This is a genomic window from Dietzia sp. oral taxon 368 (assembly GCF_002999155.1).
In the GTDB taxonomy this organism is placed as follows: domain Bacteria; phylum Actinomycetota; class Actinomycetes; order Mycobacteriales; family Mycobacteriaceae; genus Dietzia; species Dietzia cinnamea.
Genome location: NZ_CP027238.1, coordinates 2,802,475 through 2,828,071, shown reverse-complemented (window position 1 = coordinate 2,828,071; position 25,597 = coordinate 2,802,475). Strand labels below are relative to the sequence as shown.

Genomic DNA, 25,597 nt, shown 5'->3' with positions numbered 1-25,597 from the left:
TCGATTCGAATCCAGACGTGGAGGACTGCAGCGTGAAGGACCTGGTGGACACCACCGAGATGTACCTCCGCACCATCTACGAACTCGAGGAGGAGGGCGTGATCCCGCTGCGGGCGCGGATCGCGGAGCGCCTCGAGCAGAGCGGCCCGACCGTGAGCCAGACGGTGGCCCGGATGGAGCGCGACGGGCTGGTGCTCGTCGCACCCGACCGGCACCTCCAGCTCACCGCCACCGGGCGCGAGCTCGCGGTGGACGTGATGCGCAAGCACCGCCTGGCCGAGCGGCTCCTGGTGGACGTGATCGGGCTCGAGCTCGAGAAGGTCCACGCCGAGGCGTGCCGGTGGGAGCACGTGATGAGCGACGACGTCGAACGGCGTCTCATCGAGGTGCTCGACGACCCCCGGACGTCGCCCTACGGCAATCCGATCCCCGGTCTGGACCGCATCGGCTACGCCGAGTCGACGCTCGACCACGGCGACCACGTCCGGCTATCCGCGCTGCCCACCGACACACCGCACACCGTGCGCATCCGGGCGATCGGCGAGAACGTGCAGATCGACACGGACCTGATCTCCGAGTTCCGCGCCGCCGGCGTGGAGCCGCTCAAGACCGTCACCGCGACCCGCCGCGGGCACCTCGTCGAACTCGACTCGGGGGACGGCCGCACCGTCGAACTCGACGGCGACCACGCCCACGCCATCCAGGTCGAGATCCTGTCGTGAAACTCCTCGTCACCGGCGGGGCCGGGTACGTCGGCGGAGTGTGCGCCACCGTCCTCATCGAGCGCGGGCACGAGGTGGTGATCCTCGACGACCTGTCCACCGGTAACCGGGACGGCGTCCCCGAGGGGGCGACCTTCCTCGAGGGTGACGTCGCCGCCCGCGCGGGCGAGGTCCTCGACCCGTCCTTCGACGGCGTGCTGCACTTCGCCGCGCGCTCGCTCGTCGGCGAGTCCGTCGAGAAGCCCGAGGAGTACTGGCAGGGCAACGTGGTCACGTCGCTGGCCCTGTTGGACGCCATGCGGGCGGCCGGTGTCGGGAACCTCGTGTTCTCCTCCACCGCGGCCACCTACGGCGAGCCCGAGCAGGTGCCCATCACCGAGGACATGCCCACCCGGCCGACCAACACCTACGGGGCGACCAAGCTGGCGATCGACCACGCCATCACCTCGTACGCGGTCGCGCACGGACTCGCCGCGACCAGCCTGCGCTACTTCAACGTCGCCGGCGCCTACCACGGCGCGGGTGAGAACCGGGTCGTGGAGACCCACCTCATCCCGCTGGTGCTCCAGGTCGCCCTGGGTCACCGGGACCACATCAAGGTCTTCGGCGACGACTGGCCCACCCCCGACGGCACCTGCATCCGCGACTACATCCACGTCGCGGACCTCGCGGACGCCCACCTGCTGGCCCTGGAGTCCAACGCCCCGGGGGTCCACCGTGTGCTCAATCTCGGCAGCGGCGAGGGATTCTCCGTCCGCGAGGTGATCGACGTGTGCCGCGAGGTCACCGGGCACCCGATCCCGGACGTCGTCGCCCCCCGGCGCGCCGGCGACCCCGCGGTCCTCGTGGCCTCGAGCGCCCGGGCGATCGCCGAGCTCGGTTGGAACCCCACCCGGACGGACCTGCGCACGGTGGTCGAGGACGCCTGGGCGTTCACCGGGGCGCTCGGCGACCGCGCCCACTCGGCCCCCCGCTGACGGGCGGCCCCCGCCGCGGACACGGCTCACGCGGTCGCCGCCACCCTCCTGAGCCGCTCGGGCGCCATCCCGTGGTGCAGCCCCTGGAGCAGCAGCCGGGCCAGGTTGTTCCCCGGGTCGGCGTCGACGGCGGCCGACAGCGCCGACCACGCGTGCACCCCGCTGCCCGCGAAGTACGACGCCGCACCCAACAGCAACAGCGCCACCGAGCGTTCGCGCGCGGGCCGACGACGCGCGACCGCCCACCACACGAGCCGCCGACCGTCGCGATCGCCCAGCCCCCGCTGCGCGAGACGTCGGTAGATCTCGTCACGAACGGCGATCACCAGCAGGTCCCGCCCGATGGCGGCGAGCTCGTCGTCGTCGACCTCCTCCCCCACTCCCAGCCGACGCGCGGCGTCGTCATGGCGCTCCACCGCCGCCGCGACCGCGCGCGCCCGCTCCGCGCGCCGGTCGCGTCCCCCTGCGAACCCGCCACCCGGGTCGGCCGCGTCCACCTCTCCCGCACCGCCCACGACGGCGTCATCCGGGCGGTCCTCGTCGCACGCGTCGGGGTCGCGGACGAGGTACAGCCGGTCGATCTCGTCCCTCGAGCCGGCCCGGACGCGGCCGTCGTACGCGTGTACCGCGGCGATCTGCGTCGTGTCCGGGTCGATCTGCACACCCCGGGTAATCCCGAACAGATCCACCCACGGCTCCCCCTCGGCGAACTCACCGACCCCGTAGGCCGCCTCCACCCCGGTGCCCGCCTCGCCCAGCCAGTATTCGAACGCCGACGCGGCGTCCTCCGCACGCAGCCCCGCCAGATACCCGTCCGCACAGTTCTCGTGGACCACCACCAGGTGCACCGAGTCGATGCCCTCCCGCGCGCAGAACCGCGCGAGTCCCCGCGCCGGGCCGGGGTCGATCGCCGGACGGGCACGACCGATCGAGTCGGGATCGTCGGGGTCGTCGGGGTCGTCGACAAGGTCATCGTCCCCGGGGAACCCCCGGCCGTCGTCCAGCAACCCGTCGACGTCCATCCGCACCACCGGCCCCTGTCCACCGTCCGCGGTGCGACCGCACAGGATCACCACCGACCCCGGCCCCGGCGGGAAGCCGAGCATCGCCGGTATCGAGGCGATCAGCTCCTCCGGCGAGGTGATCACCACCGTCGCCCGCCCGTCCGTGCCGCCCTCGTCCTTCAACTCGCCCGTCGTCATCGCTCGCCGCCCGTTCGTCTCGCGCGTCCACGCCCCGTCGTGGCGTGGTCCGCGGGTGTCGTGCACCGGACCCACCATCGGCCACCCCGGCGGCCGCTCCCCGCCCCGGGACGCCGGACCGACCGCCGCCTGTGGAGGGAGACGGGGCCTGTGGGGATCGCGCGGGAATCATCTCGCGGGTGGTGACGTTGTGACAGTGGTGAACCCCCCGTCCCGGATGGACGACCGGGCGAGCCCCGCCACCGACGGACGGGGTGTGGTGACGAGAGGAGTCGACATGGCCAGGCACAGCGATCTGTACCGACTGATCGAACCCGTTCCCGACCTGCGTTCCGAGGACGGCCGCGGGCCGGTCCTCGTGCACGGACTGGAGGGCTTCTCCGATGCCGGACTGGCGATCCAGGGCGTGTCCGAGCATCTCCGCGAGAGCCTGGACTCCCAGCTCATCGTCGAGTTCGACGTCGACGAGCTCGTGGACTACCGCTCGCGCCGCCCGCATCTCAAGTACTCGTTCGACCGCTTCGCGGACTACAACGAGCCGACCATCCAGATGCACGCGGTCAAGGCCTCCGACGGAACGTCCTTCCTGCTCCTGTCCGGGCTCGAGCCGGATCTCAAGTGGGACGGCTTCACCGAGTCCGTGATCGACCTCGCCGGGTCCTTCGGGGTCCGGATGTCGATCGGGCTGGGAGCGATGCCCCTCGGCGTCCCCCACACCCGGCCCACCAACTCGAGCGCCCACGCCAGCGATGTGGACCTCATCAAGGGGTTCTCCGCCTGGCCCGGCGAGTTCTCGGTGCCCGGCAACGTGACCTCCCTGCTCGAGCTGCGGATGGCCGAACACGGGATTCCCTCCGCGGGCTTCACCGTGCACGTGCCGCAGTACCTGTCGCAGACGGCCTACCCGGCAGCCGTGCTGCACCTGGTCGGCAGCATCGCCGAGATCGCCGACCTCGAGCTGCCCACCGCCGAGCTGGAGAAGGCCGCCGAGGAGTTCACCGCCCAGGTCAACGCGCAGATCGCGCAGAGCCCCGAGATCCTCACCGCCGTGGAGCTCATGGAGAAGCAGTACGACGAGTTCATGGAGACGCGCCTCGGTTCCGACTCCCTCAACCCGGGCGGCAAGCCACTGCCGTCGGGCGACGAGATCGGAGCGGAGTTCGAGCGGTTCCTCGCCCAGCAGACGGGCGACGGCGGGCAGGGCGACGACCCGCAACGCGACGGGTGACGCCCGCCGGCGACTAGTGGGCATCTCCGTTAGTTCGTCGGGGGTCATGCTGCGCGGAGGGTGCCGTCGTTGTTGAGGCGGTCGAGGTGGCGGTTGAGGTCGTCGCGGGTGTACTTCCAGCCGAACGGTTCGGCGCTTCGGTTGTAGCGATCCTGGAACGCGAGGATGCGTGCGGCGAGATCGTCGAGGTCTGCGAAGTCGCCGGTGGCGATGGCTTTGCGCTGCAGGATCGAGAAGTAGATTTCGACCTGGTTGAGCCACGAGGCGTGCACCGGAAGGTGCACCAGGACCGCGTTGGGAAACGCATGACGCATCCGGTCTTTCGAGGCCTGACCTGCGTGGGATGAGCCGTTGTCGACGACCCAGAACACTCGCTTCGCGGATGCGTATGGCTCTTGGGTCATCACCTGCTCGACCAGTTCGGTGAACGGGGCGATCCCTGTCTTGGGTGCGGTCATCCCCATCACGCGGGCCTGGTGGACGTCGTAGGCGGCGAAGTAGGCCAACGTCCCACCGCGGCGGTACTCGAACTCCACGCGCCGCGGCTGACCGGGCCTGGCGGGAGTCTCGGCGTGACGGCGTTTGAGGGCTTGGAGCTGTGATTTTTCGTCCGCACTGATGACGTACTCATCGTCGCCGAGAGCAACGCCGTTCCAGCGCCGGTGGTACAGGTCCAGCACCCGGGCGGCCTTGACGGCGAAGTCGGGGTCGCGGGGAAAAATCCACGACCGGTGCTGCCACGGCTTGATCGCATCTGCGGCCAGCCAGCGCCCGATCGTCGCCGACGCCACGGGGCGCACCAGCCCTGTGGCCACGGCGTGGGCTCTCAACTCGGCGGCCGACCATCTGGTCAGTGGCAGACCGTGGTCAGCCGGGCGCGTACACGCCAACGCTTTGACCTGGGCGACCTCGACGGGGGTGAACACTCGCGGTCGTCCCGAGCGGGGCCGATCTTTGAGACCCTCCAGGCGCTCGGTGCAGAACCGATGCCGCCACTGGCGCACCGTGTCTTCGCACACCCCGACCTCGCGGGCGATCGCAGCGTTGGCATCACCGGCAGCGGCCGCCAGGACGATCCGGGCTCGCAGTACATCGCGGTGCGCACAACGAGCAGCGTGCGCGCGGCGGGTCAGCACGTCGCGTTCTTTGCCGGACAGGATGACGATAACGGCGCTGGTGGGAGGCATGTTCATTTCTGACGCACCCAGCGGCGCCCGCCAAGCCGCCACGCCGGAACAAGCCGAAAGTCGAGGGCGAGAAACGGCGGCGGCGATGATGGAGACCATGGCCAAGATCCCCGACTCGACACAGACCTCACTGCGACAGAAACTCCTGGCCCGCGCTGCCGAACGGTGGCCCCAGATCCAGGCCCTGCACACCCGCTACCGGGCCGGATTCGCCTACATCGATGCCACCTTGACCGACGGGGACGAAGTCAAGCTCTGCCGACTGCGCTACGCCGGATCAGCCAGCCAGTGGGGTTTTGCGATCTACCGCGCCAGCCACGACGACTACCAGCAAGCCGCCCTGCCAAACGGATGGCCCTCAGGCACTCCCGCAGAAGCCCTCGACACCGCCTGCGGCCTCTATCTCGGCGACCCCACCGCCTGGATCACCGACCCCCGACGAACTAACGGAGATGCCCACTAGGCTCGGCCGGGTGCAGCTGCCCCAACTCCTCACCGATCTCGACGACGTCCCCGCCGACCTCCACGAGGAGGCGGTGTTCGACGCGTTCGTGGCCTGGGCCGCGGACCGGGGTCTGACGCTGTACCCGGCCCAGGAGGAGGCCGTACTCGAGATGGCCGCCGGGAGCCACGTCGTGCTCGCCACCCCCACCGGGTCAGGCAAGTCCCTGGTCGCCCTCGGCGCCCACTTCGCCGCGATGGCCCGCGGTCAGCGCAGTTACTACACCGCGCCTATCAAGGCGCTCGTGAGCGAGAAGTTCTTCGCGCTGTGCGAGGTGTTCGGGGCCGAGAACGTCGGCATGCTCACCGGCGACGCCGCCGTCAACGCCGACGCCCCCATCGTCTGCGCGACGGCCGAGATCGTCGCCAACATCGCGCTGCGCGAAGGGGCGGGCGCCGAGATCGGGCAGGTGGTGATGGACGAGTTCCACTACTACTCGGAGCCCGACCGGGGCTGGGCGTGGCAGGTCCCGCTCATTGAGCTGCCCGACACCCAGTTCCTGCTCATGTCCGCCACGCTCGGCGACGTGGACTGGCTGCAGGAGGACCTGCACCGGCGCACCGGTCGGCAGTGCGTCTACATCGGCGGCACCGAGCGCCCGGTGCCGCTCTCGTTCGAGTACGCGCTGTCCGGCGTCCACGAGTCGGTCGAGCTGCTGCTGCGCGACGGCAAAGCCCCCGTCTACATCGTCCACTTCACCCAGGCCGCCGCGCTCGAACAGGCCCAGGCCCTGACCTCGCTCGCCGTGGCCGACAAGGATCGGAAAGCCGCCATCGCCACCGAGATCGGCGGCTTCCGCTTCACCACGAACTTCGGTAGGACGCTCCGCAAGCTCCTCCTCCACGGCATCGGCGTCCACCACGCCGGGATGCTGCCCAAGTACCGCCGGCTCGTCGAGAGGCTGGCCCAGGACGGCCTGCTCACCGTCATCTGCGGCACCGACACCCTCGGCGTGGGCATCAACGTCCCCATCCGCACCGTCCTGTTCACCGGCCTCACCAAGTTCGACGGCCGCCGACAGCGCGTGCTCAAGGCGCGCGAGTTCCACCAGATCGCCGGCCGTGCGGGCCGCGCAGGCTTCGACACCGAGGGATTCGTCGTGGTGCTCGCCCCCGAGCACGAGATCGAGAACGCCAAGGCCGCCGCGAAGGCCGCCGCGAGCCCCAAGAAGAAGGCCAAGGCCGCCAAGAAGAAGCCCCCGGAGGGCTTCGTCAACTGGTCGCGCTCCACCTTCGACAAGCTCGTCGGCGCCCAGCCCGAGCAGCTCACGAGCCGCTTCGAGGTGAGCAACTCGATGCTGCTCAACATCATCTCCCGACCCGGCAGCTGCTACACCCACATGCGGCACCTCCTGCTGTCCTCGCACGAGACCCGCGCGCGGGTGCGCCACCACGTCCTGCGCGCGATCGAGCTGTTCCGGGGGCTGGAGGCCGCCGGGATCGTCGAACGACTGGCCGAGCCCGACGACGACGGGCGCCACGTACGGCTGACCGTGGATCTCCAACGGGACTTCGCCCTGAACCAACCGCTGGCCCCGTTCGCGATCGCCGCGATGGAGGTCCTCGACCCCGACTCCCCGACCCCCGAGCTGGACCTGGTCTCCGTCATCGAGGCGGTGCTCGACGACCCGCGCCCGATCCTCTACGCACAGCAGCGCGAGGCCCGCGGCGAGGCGATCGCCGCCCTCAAGGCCGACGGCGTGGAGTACTCCGAACGGATGGAGCTGGTCGAGGACATCTCCTGGCCCAAGCCCCTGTCCGACCTCCTCGCCGACGCGTACGACGCCTACCGCGCAGGGCACCCGTGGGTGTCGGGGATCGAGCCGTCCCCCAAGTCGGTCATCCGCGAGATGGTCGAGCGCGGGATGACCTTCTCGGACCTCGTCTCGGCCTACGGCCTCGGCCGGTCCGAGGGCGCCGTCCTGCGCTACCTCACCGACGCCTACCGCGCGCTGCGTCAGACCGTCCCCGCCGACCGCCGTTCCGAGGAGTTCGACGACCTCGTGGAGTGGCTGGGCGAACTGGTCCGGCAGGTCGACTCCAGCCTGCTCGACGAGTGGGAGCTGCTCACCGATCCCGACGTATCCGCTGAGCAGGTCGCCGAACTGGCCTTCGGCGAGAGCGCGGGCGCGGCCCGCCCGGTGACGGCGAACCGGCGTGCGTTCCGGGTGATGGTGCGCAACGCGATGTTCCGCCGCGTCGAACTGCTCGCCCGCGACGACATCGAACGGCTCGCCGAGCTGGACACCGACGTGCCCGAGCACCCCGACTGGGACTCGGAGATCGACGCCTACTGGGACGAATACGACGAGATCGGGACCGGGCCCGCCGCGCGGGGCCCGGCGCTGTTCACCGTGAGCGAGTCGGGCCCCGCGGTGTCTCCGGGGACGTGGCGGGTGCGCCAGGTGCTCGACGACCCCGAGGGCGACCACGGCTGGGCGATCGAGGGGGTGGTGGATCTCGCCGCCAGTGACGAGGCCGGGGAGGTCCGCTTCGCCTCGCTCGCACTCCACGGGTGAGTCGTCGCCGACCGGGGGGCCGCCCACCGGGCCGGGGACCGTACGATGTCCGACGAACCCCACCCGATGACTGGAGGCCTGCCGTGACCCCCCGCGTTCTCTACAAGCGACTCGCTCTGGCGGAGGTGGTCACCTGGACTCTCCTGATTCTGGGGATGATCGGCAAATACGGCTTCGGGCAGGACTGGGCCACCTCGGTGGGTGGCGGCATCCACGGATTCGTGTTCCTGTGCTACGTCGTGGCGACCCTGGCGGTGTGGACGGACAAGCGCTGGTCCGCCGGCACCGGGATCCTCGGTCTGGCCTCGGCGGTGATCCCGTACGCCACGGTCCCGTTCGAGCGGTCGGTCGAGCGACGTGGCCTGCTCGAGGGCCCGTGGCGACTCGGTCCGGGTGGCGACCGGCCCGGCAGCCCGGCGGACCGGGTCCTCGCCTTCGCACTGCGCTCGCCCGTCGTGGCGCTGGTGGTCACCCTGATCGTGGTGGCGATCGTGTTCTCGCTACTGGTCACCGCCGGCCCGCCCACCGAGTGGTTCTCGTGAGTCAGACCCGAGAGCCGGGCCGCCGCGAGCTCAACAAGGCCGACAAACAGCGGCGCATCCACGCCGCCGCCCTCGAACTGTTCTCCCGGCACGGGTACTCGACCGTCACCACCCAGCAGGTGGCCGACCGCGCCGAGGTCGGAACGGGGACGCTCTTCCGCTACGCCCAGTCCAAGGGCGAACTCCTGTGCATGGTCGCCAACGAGGAGTTCCGCGCGATGGTCGAGACCGTTCCCGAGACCGGGGACGCGGTCGAGGACCTGGTCGTCCTGTGCGAGCCCCTGCTGGTGGCGCTCGACAGGCAGCCGGAGAACATCGCCGCCTATCACCGCGAGACGTTGTTCGGGGAGGCCGGCCCCCACCGGGCCGAAGCGCAACGCATCCTCGGCGAGCTGCGGGAGCTCATCGCCGCCGTACTCGCGGGGTACGCGGGCGACGCGGTGACACCCGCGGACATGGCCGGCGCCGCCCAGACCGTGTTCGACGTCCTCTACATGACCCTCGTGCGGTGCGGCGTCGAGCGCTCCTCCGCCAGCGAGGGACGCAGGGAACTCGAGGTGCACGTCCGGCGGGTCCTCTACGGCGTACTGACCGACCGCCCCGAGGGCGGCCCCACGTCGGACCCCGGCGACGGCGTCGACTCGACGGTCTGACGGGGCCGTGAGCGGACCCCGGTGGCGCGTGTCACTATGCGGCGGGCGAGACTGACCTCATGACCGAGGTTGACCAGACCACCGCCCGCCCCGTCAAGGACGCCTCCACCGTGATGGTGATCCGCGACTCCGATGCCGGCCCGGAGGTGTTCGTCGCGCGCCGCGTGAAGGGCATGGCCTTCGCCGGCGGGATGACCGTGTTCCCCGGGGGTGGCGTCGACGCCGCCGACGACGACCCCGACCTCGCCTGGACCGGCCCCGCCCCCGCGTGGTGGGCCGAGCGCCTCGGCTGCGACGAACCGCGCGCACGGCGGCTGGTCTGCGCCGCCGCCCGCGAGACCTTCGAGGAGTGCGGCGTCCTCCTCGCCGACCACCGGGACGGCGCGCCCGTCTCCGACGCGGGGCGGTACCACGCGGCGCGCACCGAGCTCGAGGCCCACGAGCTGTCGTTCAGTGCCTTTCTGGCCCGCGAGGAGCTGTCCCTCGCCGCGGATCGCCTGCGCCCGTTCGACCACTGGATCACCCCGTCGGTCGAGCCCCGCCGGTACGACACCCGGTTCTTCCTCGCCGCGCTACCCGTGGGTCAGGAACCCGACGACCAGACCACCGAGGTCGACCTCACCATGTGGGCGCGCCCGGTCGACCTGCTCGCCGACTTCCGCGCGGGTCACTCCATGCTCCTCCCTCCCACCTGGACCCAGCTCCGTCACCTGTCTGAGTTCCCGGACGTCGCCGCCGCCCTGGCGGCGGAACGCACGATCTCACCGATCGAGCCGGAGATCATCGAGCACCGCGGCGGCATCCGGGTGGGCTTCGACGGTTCCGACGAGTACTGGGCGGACCACCAGGCGGGGCACGCGCGCGAGAACGCCTGACCAGGCGCCGACGATCCCCGGCCCCTGCGGGTCGGACACCGCCCGAACCGCTGACGGGCGCGGTGACTCGATGGTTGACTGCCAAGCATGCCGGCATTCGAGTTCGACGTGGACGCGTCGATCGCCGCCGGGTGGGACCGGTTCGCCTCCCGCCTGGCGGATCTCCTGCGTGACCTGATCCCCGGTGCCACCTTCGACCTGGCGGTGCCCGTCCTCGGCGCGCCGTCGCCCCTCACGCCGTTCATCCGCTTCACCGCGGTGGGACAGCGGCGACTCGAAGCCGAGGTCTCCGGGGGTGGATCGGACGACGCCCCCGCCCCGCTGCGACCCGCGCAACTCGCGCAACTGGCCGCGCTCGGCTGGCGGGCCGCGGACGCCGAGGCGACGGCGATGCCGACACCCGGGCCCCAGGTCGCCCTGCCCACGGACCGGGCCACCGAACTCGCCCACCTCGTCGCCGGCACGCTCGAGCAGGTCTTCGGAATCCGACACCCGGTCTTCCTCCACGACGTGGCCGACGTCGACGACCCGGACGCCCGGGCTGCGGCGTCCGGCCCGGATCCCGCGGACGCGAGCGCGGCACGCCCCGGCGGCCCCACGGAACCACACGGGAGCGGCGACGAGGACGACTTCCGCCCGCAACCCATCACCGACCCCGACCAGGCGACCAGGGCGGTGGGCGCGGCGCTCGCCGAGGTCTACCGCAGACGCATGCACCCCGACGAGCACGACGTGTTCACCGTTCCCGCGGGCTGTGTCCTGCTCTTCGTGCGCGCACACCGCTCCCTCCCCCTCATCGTGTTCCGCAGCCCGCTGGTGACCGGGGTGCAGGACGCGGCGGCGGCCGAGACCGAGGTCGCGATCCTCAACCGCGACTCACTGTGGTGCCGGTACGTGTTCGACGGCTCGACCATCACGGCCGAGTCGGAGTTCGTCGACAGGGTGTTCGTCCCCGTCAACTTCAAGATCCACCTCGCCGAGATCACCGCCGAACTCGACGACGTCTACCCCGATCTCGCGCGACGAGTCGCCGGCGGGAACTCCCGCGACCTGCGCGCCTCCGACGATCCCGGCACCGGTGAGACGTAGGATCGGCACCGCCGGGAAGGGCCCGGCGCCCGATCCCGCCACAGGAGTGCCCATGCGTCGCGCCGCCCTCGTCGCCGTGGTCACCGCAGCGACCATGCTCACCAGTTCCTGTTCGCTCGTCGGAGACGACGAACGTCGCGGAGTACCCGCCCCAGCCGCCGCACCGAGCGGGCCGCTGCCCACCTCCCAGCAGTTCGACCGGCCGTTCCCGGTGTCCGCCGAGAACTGGGACGCCACCGTCACGGTGTCGAACCTGCGGTTCGTGCAGTCCTACTCGTACCCGGACCCCGTCCTCGTGGTGGACGTGCGCGCGGTCCAGTCCGCCGGCCAACCGGAGATCGGCCCCGAGGACCTCACCGCCTATGACCCGTCGGGCCGGCCGTTCGAGCGGATCACCGACCCCTCCGGGACAGTGCCCGACCCGCTCGTCCCGTCGGTGATGACGACCCCCGGGCAGGAGATCAACGGCATGGTGGCGTGGACCGTGCCCCGTGGAGCCAGGGTCGGCCGCATCGACCTGACGAGCCCGTCCACGATCGGATCGATCACGGTGACGCGACAGCCCGTCGATCCGACGCCGTCCTAGGCACCCGCCGGGCCCGCTCCCGCCGGATCCGCCGCGACGTACGTCCACCGCCCTCCCCTGCGCTCGAACAGGGAACGCTCACGCATCACCCCCCGGTCGCCGGGCTCGACGTACCTCGCCTCGAACTCGACCACCCCGTCGTCGTCACCCTCGCCCCCGGCGACCACCTCCAGGACGGTGAGCCCGGTCCACTCCACACCCGACGCCTCCACGACCGGCGGACGCGTCCGCGGATGCCACGTGCGCCAGAGGTGGTCCGTCCGTCCGAGCGCGAACGCCGTATAGCGCGAGCGCATCAGCTCCTCCGCCGTCCGCGCGGGCACCCCGTCCTCCACGAGCGGGCCGCAACACGCCCCGAGATCGATCCCACTGCCACACGGGCACGCACTCATCCGTCTGCTCCGTTCCCCGATGATCCGCCCAGGTTACCGACGCACGAGGCCACCCCTGTCGACCCCCGCGACGCGGACCCCGCCGCCCCCGCCGGACTATCGTGAACGGTGACATGTCTGGACTAGCCTCCCTCCGTTCCCTCGCGCGGCGCCGCGCCGACCCGGACCTCGCCGCCCTGCGGGTACGGTCCTGCCGCGACCTGTGCAACTGGAACCGCACGCCCGTCGAGCGCCGCGGCGAGCCCCTGTTCGCGTGCCGGGGCTGCGGCTCCCAGTGGGTCCCCAGCGAGCAGTGGACGCCGCGCGAGGCCGACGGCGCCATCCCACCGGCCGTCCTCGAGCTGCTCCGCTCGGACGACTGACTTCACGACCCGGCCGCCGCACGCCGCTATAAGGTCAGACCATGACCGACACCCCTCACTCGCCCCCTCCACCGCCGCCTCCGACACCATTGACGCCACCCTGCGCCGATCGGCGTCCCGGTTACCCGACCGCGTCGCCCTGACCTTCGCGGATCGTCGCTGGACCTACGCCGCCCTCGACGCCGCCGTCGACCGCGTCGCCACCCTGCTCGCCGGGCACGGTCTCGAGGACGGCGCCCGCATCGCGGCATACGGCGTCAACTCGGACGCCTACCTCATCGCCTTCCTCGCGACCTCGCGGGCGGGTTACATCCACGTACCCGTGAACTACGCCCTCACGGGGGGTGAGCTCGAGTACCTGCTCACCGACTCGGGGGCCTCGCTCGTCCTGGTCGACCCCGCCCATGCGCCCACTCTCGATGCGGTCCTCGACGGCCTGCCCGCCCTGACACCCCTCGCGCTGCAGCCCGCCGCCGGCGAGGCACCTGACGGCACCGTGTTGGGTACCGCACTCGAGACCGGCGACGTCACGCCCGTCGACTCGCCCGCCTCCGGCGGCGACCTCGCCCAGCTTCTGTACACCTCGGGTACCACCTCGCGGCCCAAGGGCGCGATGATGACCCACTCCGCGCTGGTCCACGAATACCTCAGCTGCATCCTGTCCCTCGATCTGGCCGCCGATGACCAGCCGCTGGTGACCATGCCGCTCTACCACTCCGCGGCGATGCACGTGTTCGCGATGCCCTACCTGTCCCTCGGCGCGACCGTGCACCTGATGGCCGCCCCAGACGTCCCCGAAATCTTGCGCCGAATCGAAGAGGACGGGATCGGTTCCCTGTTCCTCGCACCCACAGTCTGGGTCCCCCTCGCGTCCCACCCGGACCTCGAGCGCCGCGACCTGTCGAGCCTCCGCAAGGCCCAGTACGGCGCCTCGATCATGCCCGTGACCGTTCTGCAGCGCCTGCGCGCCAGATACCCGGAGCTGGGGTTCTATAACTGTTTCGGCCAGTCCGAGATCGGCCCGCTCGCCTGCGTCCTGCGCCCCGAGGAGCACGACGACAGGCCGGCCAGCGCGGGCCGACCGGTCTTCTTCGTCGAGGCCCGGGTGGTCGACGAGTCGGGAGCCGAGGTTGCCGACGGCGAGCGGGGCGAGGTGGTCTACCGCTCCCCACAGCTGTGCAGGGGCTACTGGAACAAACCCGACGCCACCCGCGAGGCGTTCCGTGACGGGTGGTTCCACTCCGGGGACCTCGTCGTACGTGACGCCGAGGGGTACGTCGAGGTCGTCGACCGCATCAAGGACGTCATCAACACCGGCGGTGTCCTGGTGGCCTCCCGCGAGGTGGAGGACGCCGTGTACCAGGACGAGCGTGTGGCGGAGGTCGCGGTCATCGGTACGCCCGACCCGAAGTGGATCGAAGCGGTGACCGCCGTAGTGGTCCTCAAGGACGGCGCGGAGGCCACCGAGAACGAGATCATCGCGGGCACGCGCGAGTATCTGGCGCCGTTCAAGATGCCCAAGCGCGTCGTGTTCGTCGACGAGTTGCCCCGCAACCAGTCCGGGAAGTTGCTCAAGCGCGAACTCCGGCAGGGGTGAGCCGGGCGGGCCTGCGGTCAGCCGAGCCGTTCCAGGACCTCACGCGCGACCAGCGAAGGGTCCTCCTCGGGCAGCCAGTGGCCCCGGTCGGTCAACGGGACGAACCGGTATTCCCCCGTCATCCGGGCCGCCGTCGCCTCGGCCCCGCTCCGCGCGATCGCCGGATCCTGCCCGCCCCACAGATAGGTGGTGGGGACGGAGACGTCGGGCAGCTCGTAGCGTCTCATCGCGCGGTACCAGTTGAGCGCTCCCGTCAGCGCGGACCGGTCCCCGAGCACCTCGAGGTGTCGGCCCACGAGATCGTCCGGGACCTGCCCGTCGAACATGGCGCGCAGGCGGCGGGCCCCGCCTTCGAGCAGCACGTCCTCGGCCTTGCCCTCCTGCCGGAACAGCCCGAAGTAGGCCGACCGCGCCTGCTGGTCGGGATCGGACTTGATCGCGTGGCCGAACGCCCCGAGATGCGGCACGGAGATGGCCGTGAGGCTCGCGACCCGGCTCGCGTGGTGGGCGGCCAGCCACCACGCGACGCACGCGCCCCAGTCGTGCCCGAGGACGTGCCCGCGCTCCAGCCCGAAGCGGTCCATCACCGCCAGCGCGTCGTCGGCCAGGTGCTCGATCGCGTACGCATCGACGCCTTCCGGCCGGGCATCGGGTGAGTACCCGCGCTGCATCGGGGCGATCACCCGCACGCCCTGCCCGGCGAGACTCTCCGCGACACCCTTCCACTCCCACGCCGATTCGGGGAAACCGTGCAGTGCCAGCACCGTGCGCGCCGGCTCCTCGGCCGGCGCCCCGCCGTTCCCCTCCCAGACCAGCACGTCGAGCGCGCCGACCGGGACGTCCACTGAGACTGTGCGTGGTTCCATACGCGGACCCTAACCGGTCCGGGGCTCACCGCGGGCGACTTCCCGGGCGCGCCGTTCGTTCCAGTCGTGGACCAGCCACATCTCCACTACCAGCGGATCGACCGCGGCCTCGCTCGCCCACGTGGCGACCACGTCGAGGTAACGCTGGTAGCGCCGGGGCGTCAGCCGCGCGGAGGACTCGATCTCGGTCCACCCGGCGTGCACCAGAGTCCCGATCCCGGCGGGGTCGACCGGCACGATGCTCTCCGCAGACCACGCCATGCCCAATGAGGACAGGTAGAGCGAGGCGAGCGGATACCCCAGGTCCGGGACGCCGCGGCCCGCGCCCCCGGGCGCGCCGTGACGCAGCAGGTTCATGGCCTCCACCGGCGCGTCGAGCCAGTCCACGACCTCGTGCAGCACCAGGGGAAAACCATGGGGTGACACCGAACGCCACCCGGCACGGTCCCTGGCGGGGACACGGAAGTCGGGTAGCCCCCGCCTCACGCCGGACCGCAGCGGGTGGGCGGATAGCCAGGCCGCGCACATGTAGAGCGCCACCACGGATTCCTCCAGGCTGCCGCGGGCGCGGCGGCCCGCCGCCCACAGATCACTCCTGCGCAGGTATCCCGACCCGGACTGCACGATCCCGCCGTCGGGCCCTCCCGCGACGAGGCGGAGGTCGATCCCCCTCTCCGCGAGCCGGAGGTTCCAGCGGTCGAGGTCGATCTCCACGTACTCGTCCGCGACGAGCAGGGCGGGCGGCTGGGCGCGGCACCAGTCGAGACAGTCCGCGGGTAGTTCGGGCGCGAGGCGGGGTCCGGTGGTGGTCATGCCCGCACGGTGTCATACGGGTACGACACTCCCCGGACCCCGAGCCCGACCCCGCCCCGGGGGGCTGCTCAGTCCTGCGCGAACGCCTCGAGGGGCGGGCACGAGCAGACGAGGTTCCGGTCTCCGTACGCGCCGTCGATCCGGCGGACGGCGGGCCAGACCTTCGGCCGCCAGGCCGACCCGAGGGGATAGCCGGCGACACTGCGCGGGTACGCGTGGTCCCACTCGTCGGCGGAGACGCTCTCGGCCGTGTGGGGCGCTCCGCGCAGCGGGTTGTCCTCCACGGTCCACTCGCCGGCGGCGACGCGGTCGATCTCCGCGCGGATGGCCGCCATCGCCTCGCAGAACGCGTCCAGCTCGGCCAGGTCCTCGCTCTCCGTCGGCTCCACCATCAGGGTGTTGGCCACCGGGAAGCTCATGGTGGGCGCGTGGAACCCGTAGTCGGCCAGCCTCTTGGCCACGTCGTCGATCGAGATGCCGACCGAGTCGATGAGCGGGCGCAGGTCGAGGATGCACTCGTGCGCGACCCAGCCCCCCTCGCCGGAGTACAGCACCGGGAAGTGCTCGCCGATGCGTCGGGCCAGGTAGTTGGCGCTCGCGATCGCGGTCAGCGTGGCCTCGCGCAGGCCGTCGGCGCCCATCATCCGGATGTACGCCCACGTGATGGGCAGGATCGAGGCGGAGCCGAACGCCGCCGCCGAGACCGCGCCGCCCGCGCCCAGCCCGGACTCGTGCGGATGGCCGGGGAGGAACTCGCGCAGGTGCTCGGCCACCGCGACCGGCCCGACGCCGGGTCCACCGCCGCCGTGCGGGATGCAGAACGTCTTGTGCAGGTTCAGATGGCTCACGTCCCCGCCGAACCGGCCCGGCCGGGCCACGCCCACGAGGGCGTTGAGGTTCGCGCCGTCGATGTAGACCTGGCCGCCCGCGTCGTGGACGATCGCGCAGATGTCCTCGATGTCGTGCTCGTACACGCCGTGGGTCGACGGGTAGGTGATCATGATCGCCGCCAGTTCGGCACCGTGCTTGTCCACCTTCGCCCGCAGGTCGTCGACGTCCACGTCGCCGTTCTCACGGCAGGCCACCACGACCACCTTCATGCCGGCCATCACGGCCGACGCGGCGTTCGTCCCGTGCGCCGAGGACGGGATGAGGCAGACCGTCCGGTCGTCGTCGCCGCGGGAGCGGTGATACTCGCGGATGGCCAGCAGGCCCGCGTACTCGCCCTGGCTGCCGGCATTGGGCTGGAGGCTGACGGCGGCGTAACCGGTGATGTCGACCAGCCACTGCTCGACGTCCCCGATCAGCTCACGGATCCCGGCGGTCTGCTCGGCCGGCGCGAAGGGGTGGAGCCGGTTGAACTCCGGCCACGTGATCGGTTCCATCTCGGTGGTGGCGTTGAGCTTCATGGTGCACGAACCGAGCGGGATCATGGTCCGGTCCAGCGCCATGTCCTTGTCGGACAGCGCCCTGAGGTATCGCAGCATGGCCGTCTCGGTGCAGTAGCGGACGAACGCCTCGTGCTGCAGGAACTCGCTCGTGCGGTCACCGTGGGTCGGGTCGACCGTGATCTCGGTAGGGGCGGCGTCGGCACCGAACGCGTCGAGGACGATCCCCACGTGCTCGGCCGTGGTGGCCTCGTCACACGAGACGGACACCGTGTCGTCGTCGACTTTCCACAGGTTCACGCCGCGCGCGGCGGCGGCGCCGAGCACCTCGTCGGCGCGGCCCGGCACGCGGGCGCGGACGGTGTCGAAGAACGCGTCGTGCAGCACCTCCACCCCGGCGGCGCGGAGTCCGTCGGCGAGCGCGGCGGCATGGGCGTGGACGCGCCGGGCGATGGCCGTGAGGCCCTCCGCGCCGTGGTAGGAGGCGTACATCGCCGCGAGGACGGCCAGCAGGACCTGCGCGGTACAGATGTTGGACGTGGCCTTCTCGCGACGGATGTGCTGCTCCCGCGTCTGCAGGGCCAGTCGGTAGGCTACGCGCCCGTCCTCGTCCGTCGAGACACCGACCAGCCGGCCGGGGAGATTGCGTGCGTGCGCGGAGCGACACGCCAGGAACCCGGCGTGGGGCCCGCCGAAACCCATGGGGACGCCGAACCGCTGCGTGGTGCCGAAGCACGCGTCCGCGCCCTTCTCCCCCGCCGGCGTGTGGACCGTCGCGGCCAGCAGGTCGACGCCCGCGGCGACCATGACGCCGCGCTCGTGGCACTTCTCGATGAGGGGCGCCACGTCGGCGACGCGGCCGGAGGCACCGGGGGTCTGGACCAGGGCCCCGAAGAACTCGCCGTCCGGGAGCCCGTCGTCGACGAGGTTCGCCGTGACCAGTTCGATGCCGAGGGGCTCGGCGCGGGTGGCGAGGATCGCCGCGGTCTGGGGGAAGATGTCGGCGTCGACGGCGAAGCGGGGGCTCTTGGACGAGCGGTTGGCCCGTCGCAGCATCGTCATGGCCTCGGCCGCGGCGGTCCCCTCGTCGAGCATGGAGGCGTTGGCCATGTCCATGCCGGTCAGGTCCGAGACCATCGTCTGGAAGTTCAGCAGCGCCTCGAGACGGCCCTGGCTGATCTCCGGCTGGTACGGGGTGTAGCCGGTGTACCAGGCCGGGCTCTCGATGATGTTGCGAATCAGCACCGGCGGCGTGAGGGTGTCGTAGTAGCCCTGCCCGATCATGGACACCGCGACGGTGTTGCGGTCGGCCAGCGCCCGCAGCGCCGCGAGGGTGTCGGCTTCCGACAGCGGCTCCGGGAGCGCGTTGATGCCTGCCGCCCGTCCGTCCGAGCCGACCTCGTCGAGGATGACCGAGGGGACGGCGCGCTCGGCGAGCTCGTCCAGGGAGCCGACGCCGATGGTGTCCAGGATCCGCGCGAGTCCGTCGGCATCGGGGCCCAGATGGCGGGCGACGAACTCGCCTCCGGTCCGGGCAGTGTGGGGGGTCGTCGTCACAGGTGCTCCTCAGGTGGCGGGGCCGCCCGGACAGGCGGCCTGCGGGCCGGTGCTCCCTCTCCGCTCTGTCCCCTGCCGGACGGGTGCCGGCGCCTGAGAGATTCGCGGGACCCTCACGACGGACCCCCGCTTTCCCCGTGGGCGGGTGGTCTGTTCCACCGCTCTCCAGAGGCGTTCGACGACCGCACGGTCCGGGTGCCTGAGAGATTCTCGGAGAGGAGTTGCTCCTTCGGCGCCCGCGGCCATGGCCGCGGAGCTCTCCCGTGGGACGCGTGAACGCACCGCCGAGTCTAGACGACGACGGCCGACTAGCCGGTACGGCGTGAGGCGCGGGCCCGGCGGCGAGCGGCGAGCTCGTCCTCCACGGGCGCGACGATGTCGTCCTCGGTCACCGTCTCCGCGGGGAACTCGGAGATCGAGCCGGCGAGCTCACGCATCGCGCCGCCGATCCCGATGCCGAACACCCCCTGGCCGCCCTGGAGCAGGTCGAAGACCTCCTCCTTGGACGTGCACTCGAATACGGTCCGGCCGTCGGAGAACAGGGTGATGGTGGCCAGGTCCTCCACACCCCGCGACCTGATCTGATCGACGGCCTTGCGGATGTTCTGCAGGGAGATCCCGGTGTCCAGCAGCTGCTTGACGATCTTGAGGACCAGGATGTCCTTGAACGAGTAGAGGCGCTGGCTGCCCGATCCGGCGGCGTTCCGGATCGACGGCACGACGAGGTCGGTGCGTGCCCAGTAGTCGAGCTGACGGTAGGTGATACCGGCGATCTGGCACGCGATGGGCACCCGGTACCCGCTGGTGCCGTCCGGGATCCCGTCGTCGGGGAACAGTCCGGGCTGCACCTCGTCGAAGGACGCCTGCGTCCCCTCGACGGCGTCACCGAAGAGGCTCGGCGTGTTCGGTACGGCGTCGGACGGCTCCGAGACCCGGGTGTGGTCGGCCACGATTGCTCCCTCAAGCTGCGGGTGCCGCCTCGTTCGGGGCGGCACGGTACCGGGACGAGACCCGGATCCTGGACGCGTGAACACCATCGGTGTAGTTCACTGGGGGCAACGCTATGCCCGCCGCGGTCCACTATCAATAGGACACGCGGTAAACCTCAACCTCAAGTTGAACTTTAGGCTCATTCGTCACCTGCGAGTTGGTGCAGCAGTGACTGGAGGGACCGCCGAATCCGCTGCTCAGGAGGTGGATCCGCCGGGATTCTCGGCCGGCCCGCCGCCTCCGAGGAAGTCGTCCGGGCTCACCTGGTCCAGGAACTCACGGAAGGCCTCGACCTCTTCCTCGCCCTGCTCGACGAGCGAGATGCCGACCTCGTCGAGCACCTCGGGACTGACCAGGACGGGCGAGGCCGTGCGGAGCGCGACAGCGACCGCGTCGGACGGGCGCGCCGACACACGGGTGTTCGCGAACACCAGTTCCGCGAAGAACGTCCCCTCCGACACCCCGATGATCTCGACCTTCTCCAGAGGGTGGGAGAACGTCTCGAGAAGCGTGGCCAGCAGGTCGTGGGTCAACGGCCTGCTCGGCTGGACCCCCTGCTGCTGGAGACTGATCGCCGCGGCCTCGGACGCGCCGATCCAGATCGGCACGTACCGCCCACCGTCCTTCTCGTGCAGGATCAGTACGGGCGCGTACTCCGGCTCCTCGAAACGGATACCGACGACGTCGACCTCTCGCATGTTCTTCCCCATGTTCTCCGCCTCTCCCACGTCACCAGCGTAGCCCTGATCCGGTTCGGCGCGAGCGGACGCGGGGCCCTCAGGGCTCCAGTGCGTGCCTCACGGCCACGGTCACCAGGGTCGAGTGCAACGACACCGACAGTGCGGCGATCTCCCGCGCCAGCTCGGCGGCCCGGTCCCGGGCGTCCGCGTCGCCCTGGCGGGCTACCGGGCCGGCGATCTGGGTGATCAGCCCGGTCTGACGATCGGCCGCGGTCCTGAAGCTCCGCAGGTGGCGTACGTCCACCCCGTGGGTGGCGAGATCGTGCGCGGTGCGGGCGATGAGGACCGCCTCGGGATCATAGAACCCACCGGGCCCCGCGGCGATCAGGCCGGCGTCGACGAGAGCGTCCACGAGCCCGGCGTCGACGCCGGACTGTTCGATGACGTTCTCCCGGGTGAGACGCTTGACGGTGTCGCTGCGGAAATCGTCCGGCGTCGACCCGGGCACGCCGTCTGCGCCGGGCCGCGGCCGGAGCGCCGTGGTCGACCCGTCGGCGATCGCCGCGTCGAGGGCGTCGAGCTCCTGGCGGATCACCTTCAACGGCAGGTACCTGTCGCGCTGGGCGGTCAGGACGTACCGCAGGCGCTCCCGATCCTCGACGCTGAAGCGCCGGTAACCGCTCGCCGTGCGCTCAGGGGTGACCAGCCCCTCGTTCTCGAGGAACCGGACCTTCGACACCGTGAGGTCCGGGAACTCCGGACTCAGAAGTGCGATGACACCTCCGATGGAGAGGAACTCCTCCTCTTTCGGGGCGCCCTGTCCGGCGGCTGTCACTGCCCGGGCGTACCCGTCAGGAACACCAGGCGAAACTTGCCGATCTGGACCTCGTCACCATTGGACAGCGACGCGGAGTCGACGGGCTCACGGTTGACATAGGTGCCGTTGAGCGAGCCCACGTCGACGACGGTGAAGGTCTCGCCCTCACTGCGGAACTCCGCATGCCGACGGCTCACGGTCACGTCATCGAGGAAGATGTCGCTGTCCGGATGACGACCGGCGGAGGTGGTGCTCTGGTCGAGAAGGAACCGCGAACCCGCGTTGGGGCCGCGCTTGACGACGAGCAGGGCCTGCCCCTCGGGGAGACCCTCGACACCCGTCACCGCGGAATCGGACTGCGCCGACTGCTGATCGGACTCGTTGAGGAGTTCGGCACGGAACACGGAGGTGGTCTCGGCGGTCGCCTCGGGCATGTTCTTGTTCTCGGTCACGTTGGTCTCTCCTCGTCCGAGCCCGTCAGCGGGCTCACCGTACGGTGCAGTTGATTCTATGTCGGAGTCGTCGCCCGCGGGGTCCCGGGGGCGTCGGCGATCCGCTCAGCTCTCCGTGATCTTCGCGTACCCGTCGGAGTCCAGCGTCTGCTCGAGCTGGGCCTCAAGGTCCTCGATATCGGCGATCTCGAGAACGACGATCCATCCCTCCCCGTACGGGTCGGAGTTGACCAGCTCGGGGGACGTCTCGAGCGCGGTGTTCACCTCGACGACCTTGCCGCTGAGCGGCGCGTACAGGTCGGAGACGCTCTTGGGTGACTCGACCTCGCCGAACGGCTCACCCGACTCCGTCTCGCCCCCGACGTCGGGCAGCTGGACGAACACGATGTCGCCGAGCTTCGACTGCGCGTACTCGGTGATGCCGATACGCACCCGCGTGTCCGACACCCGTTCCACCCACTCGTGCTCATCGGTGTACCGGAGCTGGTCGGGGATGTTCTGATCGCTCACTGACGCGCCCTTCTCGAGTGGCTCACTACGAATTCCATCTGGCGACATTACACACCGTCGCGCCCGCCCACAGCAGCCGATCGAGCCCGGCGGAGGGGAACCGCGCGGACGATGTTCAGTGCCTGCCACAGGTAGATGCCACCGCTCCAGACGTACAGACCGACACCCCAGTAGAGGCATGCCTCGCCGATGATCTGGAACCCCTCGCCGCCGGGCGCGTCCGCGTAGCCGGCCAGCAGCAAGGGGAACGACCAGAACAGCGCGAACGTCGCCGCCTTGCCGAGGTACGTGACCTCCGGGTCGAGGCCGCGCCGGCGGTAGACCGGCAGGGTGGTCACCAGCAGCAGGTCGCGGGCGACGAGCACGACGACGATCCACGCGGGGATGAAACCCGCCAGCGCGAACGTGACCGGAACCGCCGCCACGAGGATCCGGTCGGCGATGGGGTCGAGCCGCTCCCCCCACGTCGAGCGCATGTTCCACAGTCGCGCGATCTTGCCGTCCAGCCAGTCCGAGACGACCAGGACGCCGAGGAGCCACAGCGCCAGCATCGCGTCGTCCCACACGAGGATGCTGACGATCAGCACGGGGATGAGGGCGATCCGACCCAGCGAGATCGCGTTGGGCAGGGTCCAGAAGCGGTCGCTGACCCGCGGGTCGCGCGATGGGCTCTCGGGCCCCAGGCCGGGCGGGACCGCCGCGGACAGATGCCCGCCCCGCGGTGGCGGGATGCGGGCGCCCAGAACCCGAGCCTCGCCGGTTCGCCACTCCCTCAGGTCGGTCTCGCGCCCTCCCTCGCGTGCCGCACTCATCGGAACGTCGACATCATCCCGGAGAAGACGCTACCGCCGGCAGCCATCGGGTTGTCGTGCACCATGTACGTCCAGGTCGACGTGGGGCGCGCCATGGAATTGGCCTCCAGATCGACTCCGTCGGCAGTGAACTCGATCTCCGCGAACGTGGCCTCCGACTCGCGGACCGCGTCTGCCGCGAGATCGCGGAAGTGGTCGATCGCGATGCGGTGGAATTCGTCGAGGGGGTTCTCCCGGCCGAGGGCGCGGAGGTGGATCGACTCGCGGACGTCGGTCATCGTCTCCAGGTGACGAGCCCAGCCACGGTCGAGGTGCCACAGCATGATCTCGCGGCACCCCCGGACCACCGCGTCGCGTCCGTGTGCCTCCACCAGCCGCGCACTCCGCTCGGGATCATGCGCGGTGAGCTCCTCGAACGCCTTCTCCGTGCGGAGCAGAGCGCTCCTGCGCTCGGCGAGGATCTCGCGCTGCTCGGCGAGGAGCCGACTGTACCGCCAGGTGTTGGCGTGGATCTCCAGCATCTGCCCCTCGGTGACCCGCTGCGCGTGGTCGACGGCGTCCCGCCCCCGATTGCCCTTGAGCAGCCCGGTGATCCTGTCGTGGGCGGTGGGGATCTTCTCCGGCTCGAGCGCCGACGTCACCACCGGATCGTCCATCGCTGCGAAGAAGACAGAACTGCCCGGATCGCCCTGACGCCCGGCCCGGCCCCGCAGTTGGTTGTCCAGCCGCTCGGTGCGGTGCCGGCCCGTGCCCACGACGTGGAGTCCGCCGAGCGCGACGACCTCGTCGCGCCGGGCCTCGTCGGATCCGCCGAGCCGGATGTCCGTCCCGCGGCCGGCCATCTGCGTGGAGACGGTGACGTGCCCGACGTCGCCGGCCTCCGCGATGATGGACGCCTCCTCCTCGTCGTTCTTGGCGTTGAGAACCGAGCACCGGACGCCCTTTTCCGCGAGCCGGGCTGCCAACGCCTCGGACTCGGCCACGTCGTGGGTGCCGACCAGCACCGGCTGCCCGGTGGCGTGGACGGCGGCGATGTGCTCGACCAGCGCGCGGTTCTTGCTGTCGTTGTCGATGTAGGTGCGGTCGGCTTCGTCGACACGGATGTTGGGCGTGTTCGGCTCGATCTGGGACACCCCGAGGGAGTAGAACTCGCGCAGCTGCGCACCTGCGGCCAGCGCGGTGCCGGTCATGCCGCACACCTTGTCATATCGGCCGATGAACGCCTGGACCGTGAGGCTGTCGAGGATCTGTCCCGCCTCGGAGACCGCGACGCCCTCCTTGGCCTCCACCGCGGCCTGGAGCCCGTCCGGCCATCGCTGGAGTTCGGCCACGCGTCCACGGGAGGCGTTGACGAGCTGGACCCGGCCCTCGCGGACGATGTAGTCGACGTCCCTGCGCAACAGGAAGCACGCGTGCAGGGCGACGTTGACCTGGACCAGGGTCGTGCCGACGTGGTCGGCGTCGTAGAGGTCCTCGATCCCGAGTTCGGTTTCGATGGCCTCCGCCCCGTCGTCGGTGAGGAAGATGTTGCGACGCTCTGAATCCGTCTCGTAGTGGCGGCCGGGTCGTAGCTTCCGCACCGCCGCCAGGACCTCCCCCGTCGGCGCCTCACCGGACGTGGATCCCGCGAGCACCAGGGGAACCAACGCCTCGTCGACCAGGACGGAGTCCGCCTCGTCCACGAGGGCGACGTCGGTGGTCGGCGAGATGAGGTCGGCGGGATCGGTCACGAGTTGCTCGCGCAGGACGTCGAACCCGATCTCGGACACCGAACCGTAGGTGATGTCGCAGGCGTAGGCCGCGCGGCGCTCGTCACGCGTCGACGACTCCGTGACGTGGCCGACCGACAGGCCCAGCAGCTCGAGCATCGGTCCCATCCACCGGGCGTCGCGGGCCGCGAGGTAGTCGTTGACCGAGATGACGTGGACGGTGTGTCCCTGCAGTGCGTACCCGGCCGCCGCCACGGCGCCGGACAGCGTCTTGCCCTCGCCCGTGGCCATCTCCACGACGTCGCCGGCGAACATCCGGAGAGCGCCCTGGAGCTGTACGTCGAACGGGCGTAGGCCGACGGCCCGGCCGGCCGCCTCCCTCGCCAGGGCGAGGAACCGCGCGAGATCCTCCGGCGCATCACCGAAGAGGCGCAGGCCGTGGGCGGCGTCCGCGAACTCGCCGTCGTCCAGTCCCGCCGCCCAGTCGTCGAACCCGTGCGAGGCCTCGACCGCGCTCTGGGCGCGCGACGTGTCGCGTCCCTGGGTGGAGCCCATCAGCTTCCAGAAGCGG

25 protein-coding genes and 1 riboswitch are annotated in these 25,597 nt (G+C 70.8%); of the genes, 12 read left to right on the top strand and 13 right to left on the bottom strand.

The features are described from left to right. Positions 1 to 32: 32 nt before the first annotated feature. Together C3V38_RS13210 and galE are read left to right on the top strand one after the other, a co-directional pair. Entirely contained in the window at positions 33 to 722 is a 690-nt protein-coding gene (locus C3V38_RS13210; protein WP_007627547.1) for a metal-dependent transcriptional regulator, read from the top strand. After that, a complete protein-coding gene (galE, locus tag C3V38_RS13205; protein ID WP_007627545.1) occupies positions 719 to 1,699 on the top strand; it encodes a UDP-glucose 4-epimerase GalE in 981 nt (326 codons plus the stop codon). Before C3V38_RS13210 ends, galE begins: the two co-directional genes overlap by 4 nt. Before the next feature lie 26 nt (positions 1,700 to 1,725). Here the strand turns inward: galE and C3V38_RS13200 are convergent, their stop codons facing one another. Then, on the bottom strand, positions 1,726 to 2,967 hold the full coding sequence (locus C3V38_RS13200) for a DUF4192 domain-containing protein (protein WP_254425990.1): 1,242 nt from the start codon (positions 2,965 to 2,967) through the stop codon (positions 1,726 to 1,728). A 211-nt stretch (positions 2,968 to 3,178) separates the two neighbouring features. Here C3V38_RS13200 and C3V38_RS13195 point away from each other — a divergent pair, with 211 nt between their 5' ends. Continuing rightward, entirely contained in the window at positions 3,179 to 4,129 is a 951-nt protein-coding gene (locus tag C3V38_RS13195; protein WP_061228816.1) for a proteasome assembly chaperone family protein, read from the top strand. Positions 4,130 to 4,173: 44 nt separating this feature from the next. Here the strand turns inward: C3V38_RS13195 and C3V38_RS13190 are convergent, their stop codons facing one another. Further along, the gene (locus C3V38_RS13190) at positions 4,174 to 5,316 is read right to left on the bottom strand and encodes an IS630 family transposase (protein ID WP_061917901.1); all 1,143 of its coding nucleotides are present in this window, start codon (positions 5,314 to 5,316) and stop codon (positions 4,174 to 4,176) included. Here C3V38_RS13190 and C3V38_RS13185 point away from each other — a divergent pair. The 7 genes from C3V38_RS13185 to C3V38_RS13155 all read left to right on the top strand — a co-directional run bounded on the left by C3V38_RS13185 (position 5,315) and on the right by C3V38_RS13155 (position 12,081). Continuing rightward, positions 5,315 to 5,779: a hypothetical protein gene (locus tag C3V38_RS13185; protein ID WP_254425955.1), complete on the top strand. Its 465-nt coding sequence runs from the start codon at positions 5,315 to 5,317 to the stop codon at positions 5,777 to 5,779. The two genes, C3V38_RS13190 and C3V38_RS13185, sit on opposite strands and share 2 nt — an antisense overlap. Next, the gene (locus tag C3V38_RS13180; RefSeq protein ID WP_254425989.1) at positions 5,769 to 8,336 is read left to right on the top strand and encodes an RNA helicase; all 2,568 of its coding nucleotides are present in this window, start codon (positions 5,769 to 5,771) and stop codon (positions 8,334 to 8,336) included. Before C3V38_RS13185 ends, C3V38_RS13180 begins: the two co-directional genes overlap by 11 nt. 83 nt (positions 8,337 to 8,419) lie before the next feature. Beyond that, on the top strand, positions 8,420 to 8,878 hold the full coding sequence (locus C3V38_RS13175; protein ID WP_106385970.1) for a DUF3817 domain-containing protein: 459 nt from the start codon (positions 8,420 to 8,422) through the stop codon (positions 8,876 to 8,878). Further along, positions 8,875 to 9,531: a TetR/AcrR family transcriptional regulator gene (locus tag C3V38_RS13170; protein WP_106385969.1), complete on the top strand. Its 657-nt coding sequence runs from the start codon at positions 8,875 to 8,877 to the stop codon at positions 9,529 to 9,531. Before C3V38_RS13175 ends, C3V38_RS13170 begins: the two co-directional genes overlap by 4 nt. 59 nt (positions 9,532 to 9,590) lie before the next feature. Then, complete coding sequence (locus tag C3V38_RS13165; RefSeq protein ID WP_007629024.1) at positions 9,591 to 10,406, top strand: hypothetical protein; 816 nt, start codon at positions 9,591 to 9,593, stop codon at positions 10,404 to 10,406. An 87-nt stretch (positions 10,407 to 10,493) separates the two neighbouring features. Then, positions 10,494 to 11,495, top strand: coding sequence for a hypothetical protein (locus C3V38_RS13160; RefSeq protein ID WP_070722051.1), 1,002 nt, complete (start codon positions 10,494 to 10,496; stop codon positions 11,493 to 11,495). A gap of 52 nt (positions 11,496 to 11,547) precedes the next feature. Then, a complete protein-coding gene (locus C3V38_RS13155) occupies positions 11,548 to 12,081 on the top strand; it encodes a hypothetical protein (protein ID WP_063973081.1) in 534 nt (177 codons plus the stop codon). Here the strand turns inward: C3V38_RS13155 and C3V38_RS13150 are convergent. Beyond that, complete coding sequence (locus tag C3V38_RS13150; protein ID WP_082767698.1) at positions 12,078 to 12,473, bottom strand: YchJ family protein; 396 nt, start codon at positions 12,471 to 12,473, stop codon at positions 12,078 to 12,080. The two genes, C3V38_RS13155 and C3V38_RS13150, sit on opposite strands and share 4 nt — an antisense overlap. Before the next feature lie 113 nt (positions 12,474 to 12,586). Here C3V38_RS13150 and C3V38_RS13145 point away from each other — a divergent pair, with 113 nt between their 5' ends. Both C3V38_RS13145 and C3V38_RS13140 read left to right on the top strand, forming a co-directional pair. Then, complete coding sequence (locus C3V38_RS13145; RefSeq protein WP_197471380.1) at positions 12,587 to 12,835, top strand: hypothetical protein; 249 nt, start codon at positions 12,587 to 12,589, stop codon at positions 12,833 to 12,835. Between the two features lie 88 nt (positions 12,836 to 12,923). Then, complete coding sequence (locus C3V38_RS13140; RefSeq protein WP_371412154.1) at positions 12,924 to 14,432, top strand: fatty acyl-CoA synthetase; 1,509 nt, start codon at positions 12,924 to 12,926, stop codon at positions 14,430 to 14,432. Positions 14,433 to 14,449: 17 nt separating this feature from the next. On the opposite strand, the gene C3V38_RS13135 is transcribed toward C3V38_RS13140, so the two are convergent. The 10 genes from C3V38_RS13135 to secA2 form a co-directional block, all read right to left on the bottom strand. Then, a complete protein-coding gene (locus C3V38_RS13135; protein WP_254425988.1) occupies positions 14,450 to 15,298 on the bottom strand; it encodes an alpha/beta fold hydrolase in 849 nt (282 codons plus the stop codon). A 9-nt stretch (positions 15,299 to 15,307) separates the two neighbouring features. Then, complete coding sequence (locus tag C3V38_RS13130; RefSeq protein WP_106385966.1) at positions 15,308 to 16,111, bottom strand: hypothetical protein; 804 nt, start codon at positions 16,109 to 16,111, stop codon at positions 15,308 to 15,310. 68 nt (positions 16,112 to 16,179) lie between these two features. Beyond that, positions 16,180 to 19,056 carry an aminomethyl-transferring glycine dehydrogenase gene (gcvP, locus tag C3V38_RS13125; RefSeq protein WP_106385965.1) on the bottom strand — a complete coding sequence of 959 codons (2,877 nt, stop codon included), beginning with the start codon at positions 19,054 to 19,056 and terminating at the stop codon, positions 16,180 to 16,182. 177 nt (positions 19,057 to 19,233) lie between these two features. Beyond that, positions 19,234 to 19,330: riboswitch (glycine riboswitch) on the bottom strand. A 34-nt stretch (positions 19,331 to 19,364) separates the two neighbouring features. Further along, positions 19,365 to 20,006 carry a MerR family transcriptional regulator gene (locus tag C3V38_RS13120; protein WP_061228827.1) on the bottom strand — a complete coding sequence of 214 codons (642 nt, stop codon included), beginning with the start codon at positions 20,004 to 20,006 and terminating at the stop codon, positions 19,365 to 19,367. 237 nt (positions 20,007 to 20,243) lie between these two features. Further along, positions 20,244 to 20,744 (bottom strand): bifunctional nuclease family protein, encoded by a 501-nt coding sequence (locus C3V38_RS13115; RefSeq protein WP_061228849.1) that lies wholly within the window; start codon positions 20,742 to 20,744, stop codon positions 20,244 to 20,246. A gap of 79 nt (positions 20,745 to 20,823) precedes the next feature. Next, entirely contained in the window at positions 20,824 to 21,561 is a 738-nt protein-coding gene (locus tag C3V38_RS13110; RefSeq protein WP_061228828.1) for a MerR family transcriptional regulator, read from the bottom strand. Then, positions 21,558 to 21,977 carry an FHA domain-containing protein gene (locus C3V38_RS13105; RefSeq protein WP_174521542.1) on the bottom strand — a complete coding sequence of 140 codons (420 nt, stop codon included), beginning with the start codon at positions 21,975 to 21,977 and terminating at the stop codon, positions 21,558 to 21,560. The genes C3V38_RS13110 and C3V38_RS13105 overlap by 4 nt, the downstream gene beginning before the upstream one ends. 123 nt (positions 21,978 to 22,100) lie before the next feature. Next, positions 22,101 to 22,505, bottom strand: coding sequence for a glycine cleavage system protein GcvH (gene gcvH, locus C3V38_RS13100; protein WP_061228829.1), 405 nt, complete (start codon positions 22,503 to 22,505; stop codon positions 22,101 to 22,103). Positions 22,506 to 22,552: 47 nt separating this feature from the next. After that, positions 22,553 to 23,317 (bottom strand): CDP-alcohol phosphatidyltransferase family protein, encoded by a 765-nt coding sequence (locus C3V38_RS13095; protein ID WP_007629038.1) that lies wholly within the window; start codon positions 23,315 to 23,317, stop codon positions 22,553 to 22,555. Next, positions 23,314 to 25,581 (bottom strand): accessory Sec system translocase SecA2, encoded by a 2,268-nt coding sequence (secA2, locus tag C3V38_RS13090; RefSeq protein ID WP_246830981.1) that lies wholly within the window; start codon positions 25,579 to 25,581, stop codon positions 23,314 to 23,316. Before secA2 ends, C3V38_RS13095 begins: the two co-directional genes overlap by 4 nt. Positions 25,582 to 25,597 lie beyond the last annotated feature (16 nt).

Excerpts from the sequence above, each read along its gene's own strand:
- C3V38_RS13185 (WP_254425955.1), top strand. The coding sequence starts at position 5,315 with ATGTTCATTTCTGACGCACCCAGCGGCGCCCGCCAAGCCGCCACGCCG.
- C3V38_RS13195 (WP_061228816.1), top strand. The coding sequence starts at position 3,179 with ATGGCCAGGCACAGCGATCTGTACCGACTGATCGAACCCGTTCCCGAC.
- C3V38_RS13150 (WP_082767698.1), bottom strand. The coding sequence starts at position 12,473 with ATGAGTGCGTGCCCGTGTGGCAGTGGGATCGATCTCGGGGCGTGTTGC.
- C3V38_RS13130 (WP_106385966.1), bottom strand. The coding sequence starts at position 16,111 with ATGACCACCACCGGACCCCGCCTCGCGCCCGAACTACCCGCGGACTGT.
- C3V38_RS13145 (WP_197471380.1), top strand. The coding sequence starts at position 12,587 with ATGTCTGGACTAGCCTCCCTCCGTTCCCTCGCGCGGCGCCGCGCCGAC.
- C3V38_RS13155 (WP_063973081.1), top strand. The coding sequence starts at position 11,548 with ATGCGTCGCGCCGCCCTCGTCGCCGTGGTCACCGCAGCGACCATGCTC.
- C3V38_RS13180 (WP_254425989.1), top strand. The coding sequence starts at position 5,769 with ATGCCCACTAGGCTCGGCCGGGTGCAGCTGCCCCAACTCCTCACCGAT.
- C3V38_RS13135 (WP_254425988.1), bottom strand. The coding sequence starts at position 15,298 with ATGGAACCACGCACAGTCTCAGTGGACGTCCCGGTCGGCGCGCTCGAC.
- C3V38_RS13115 (WP_061228849.1), bottom strand. The coding sequence starts at position 20,744 with ATGCGAGAGGTCGACGTCGTCGGTATCCGTTTCGAGGAGCCGGAGTAC.
- C3V38_RS13160 (WP_070722051.1), top strand. The coding sequence starts at position 10,494 with ATGCCGGCATTCGAGTTCGACGTGGACGCGTCGATCGCCGCCGGGTGG.
- C3V38_RS13095 (WP_007629038.1), bottom strand. The coding sequence starts at position 23,317 with ATGAGTGCGGCACGCGAGGGAGGGCGCGAGACCGACCTGAGGGAGTGG.
- C3V38_RS13190 (WP_061917901.1), bottom strand. The coding sequence starts at position 5,316 with ATGCCTCCCACCAGCGCCGTTATCGTCATCCTGTCCGGCAAAGAACGC.
- C3V38_RS13165 (WP_007629024.1), top strand. The coding sequence starts at position 9,591 with ATGACCGAGGTTGACCAGACCACCGCCCGCCCCGTCAAGGACGCCTCC.
- secA2 (WP_246830981.1), bottom strand. The coding sequence starts at position 25,581 with ATGGGCTCCACCCAGGGACGCGACACGTCGCGCGCCCAGAGCGCGGTC.
- C3V38_RS13105 (WP_174521542.1), bottom strand. The coding sequence starts at position 21,977 with ATGCCCGAGGCGACCGCCGAGACCACCTCCGTGTTCCGTGCCGAACTC.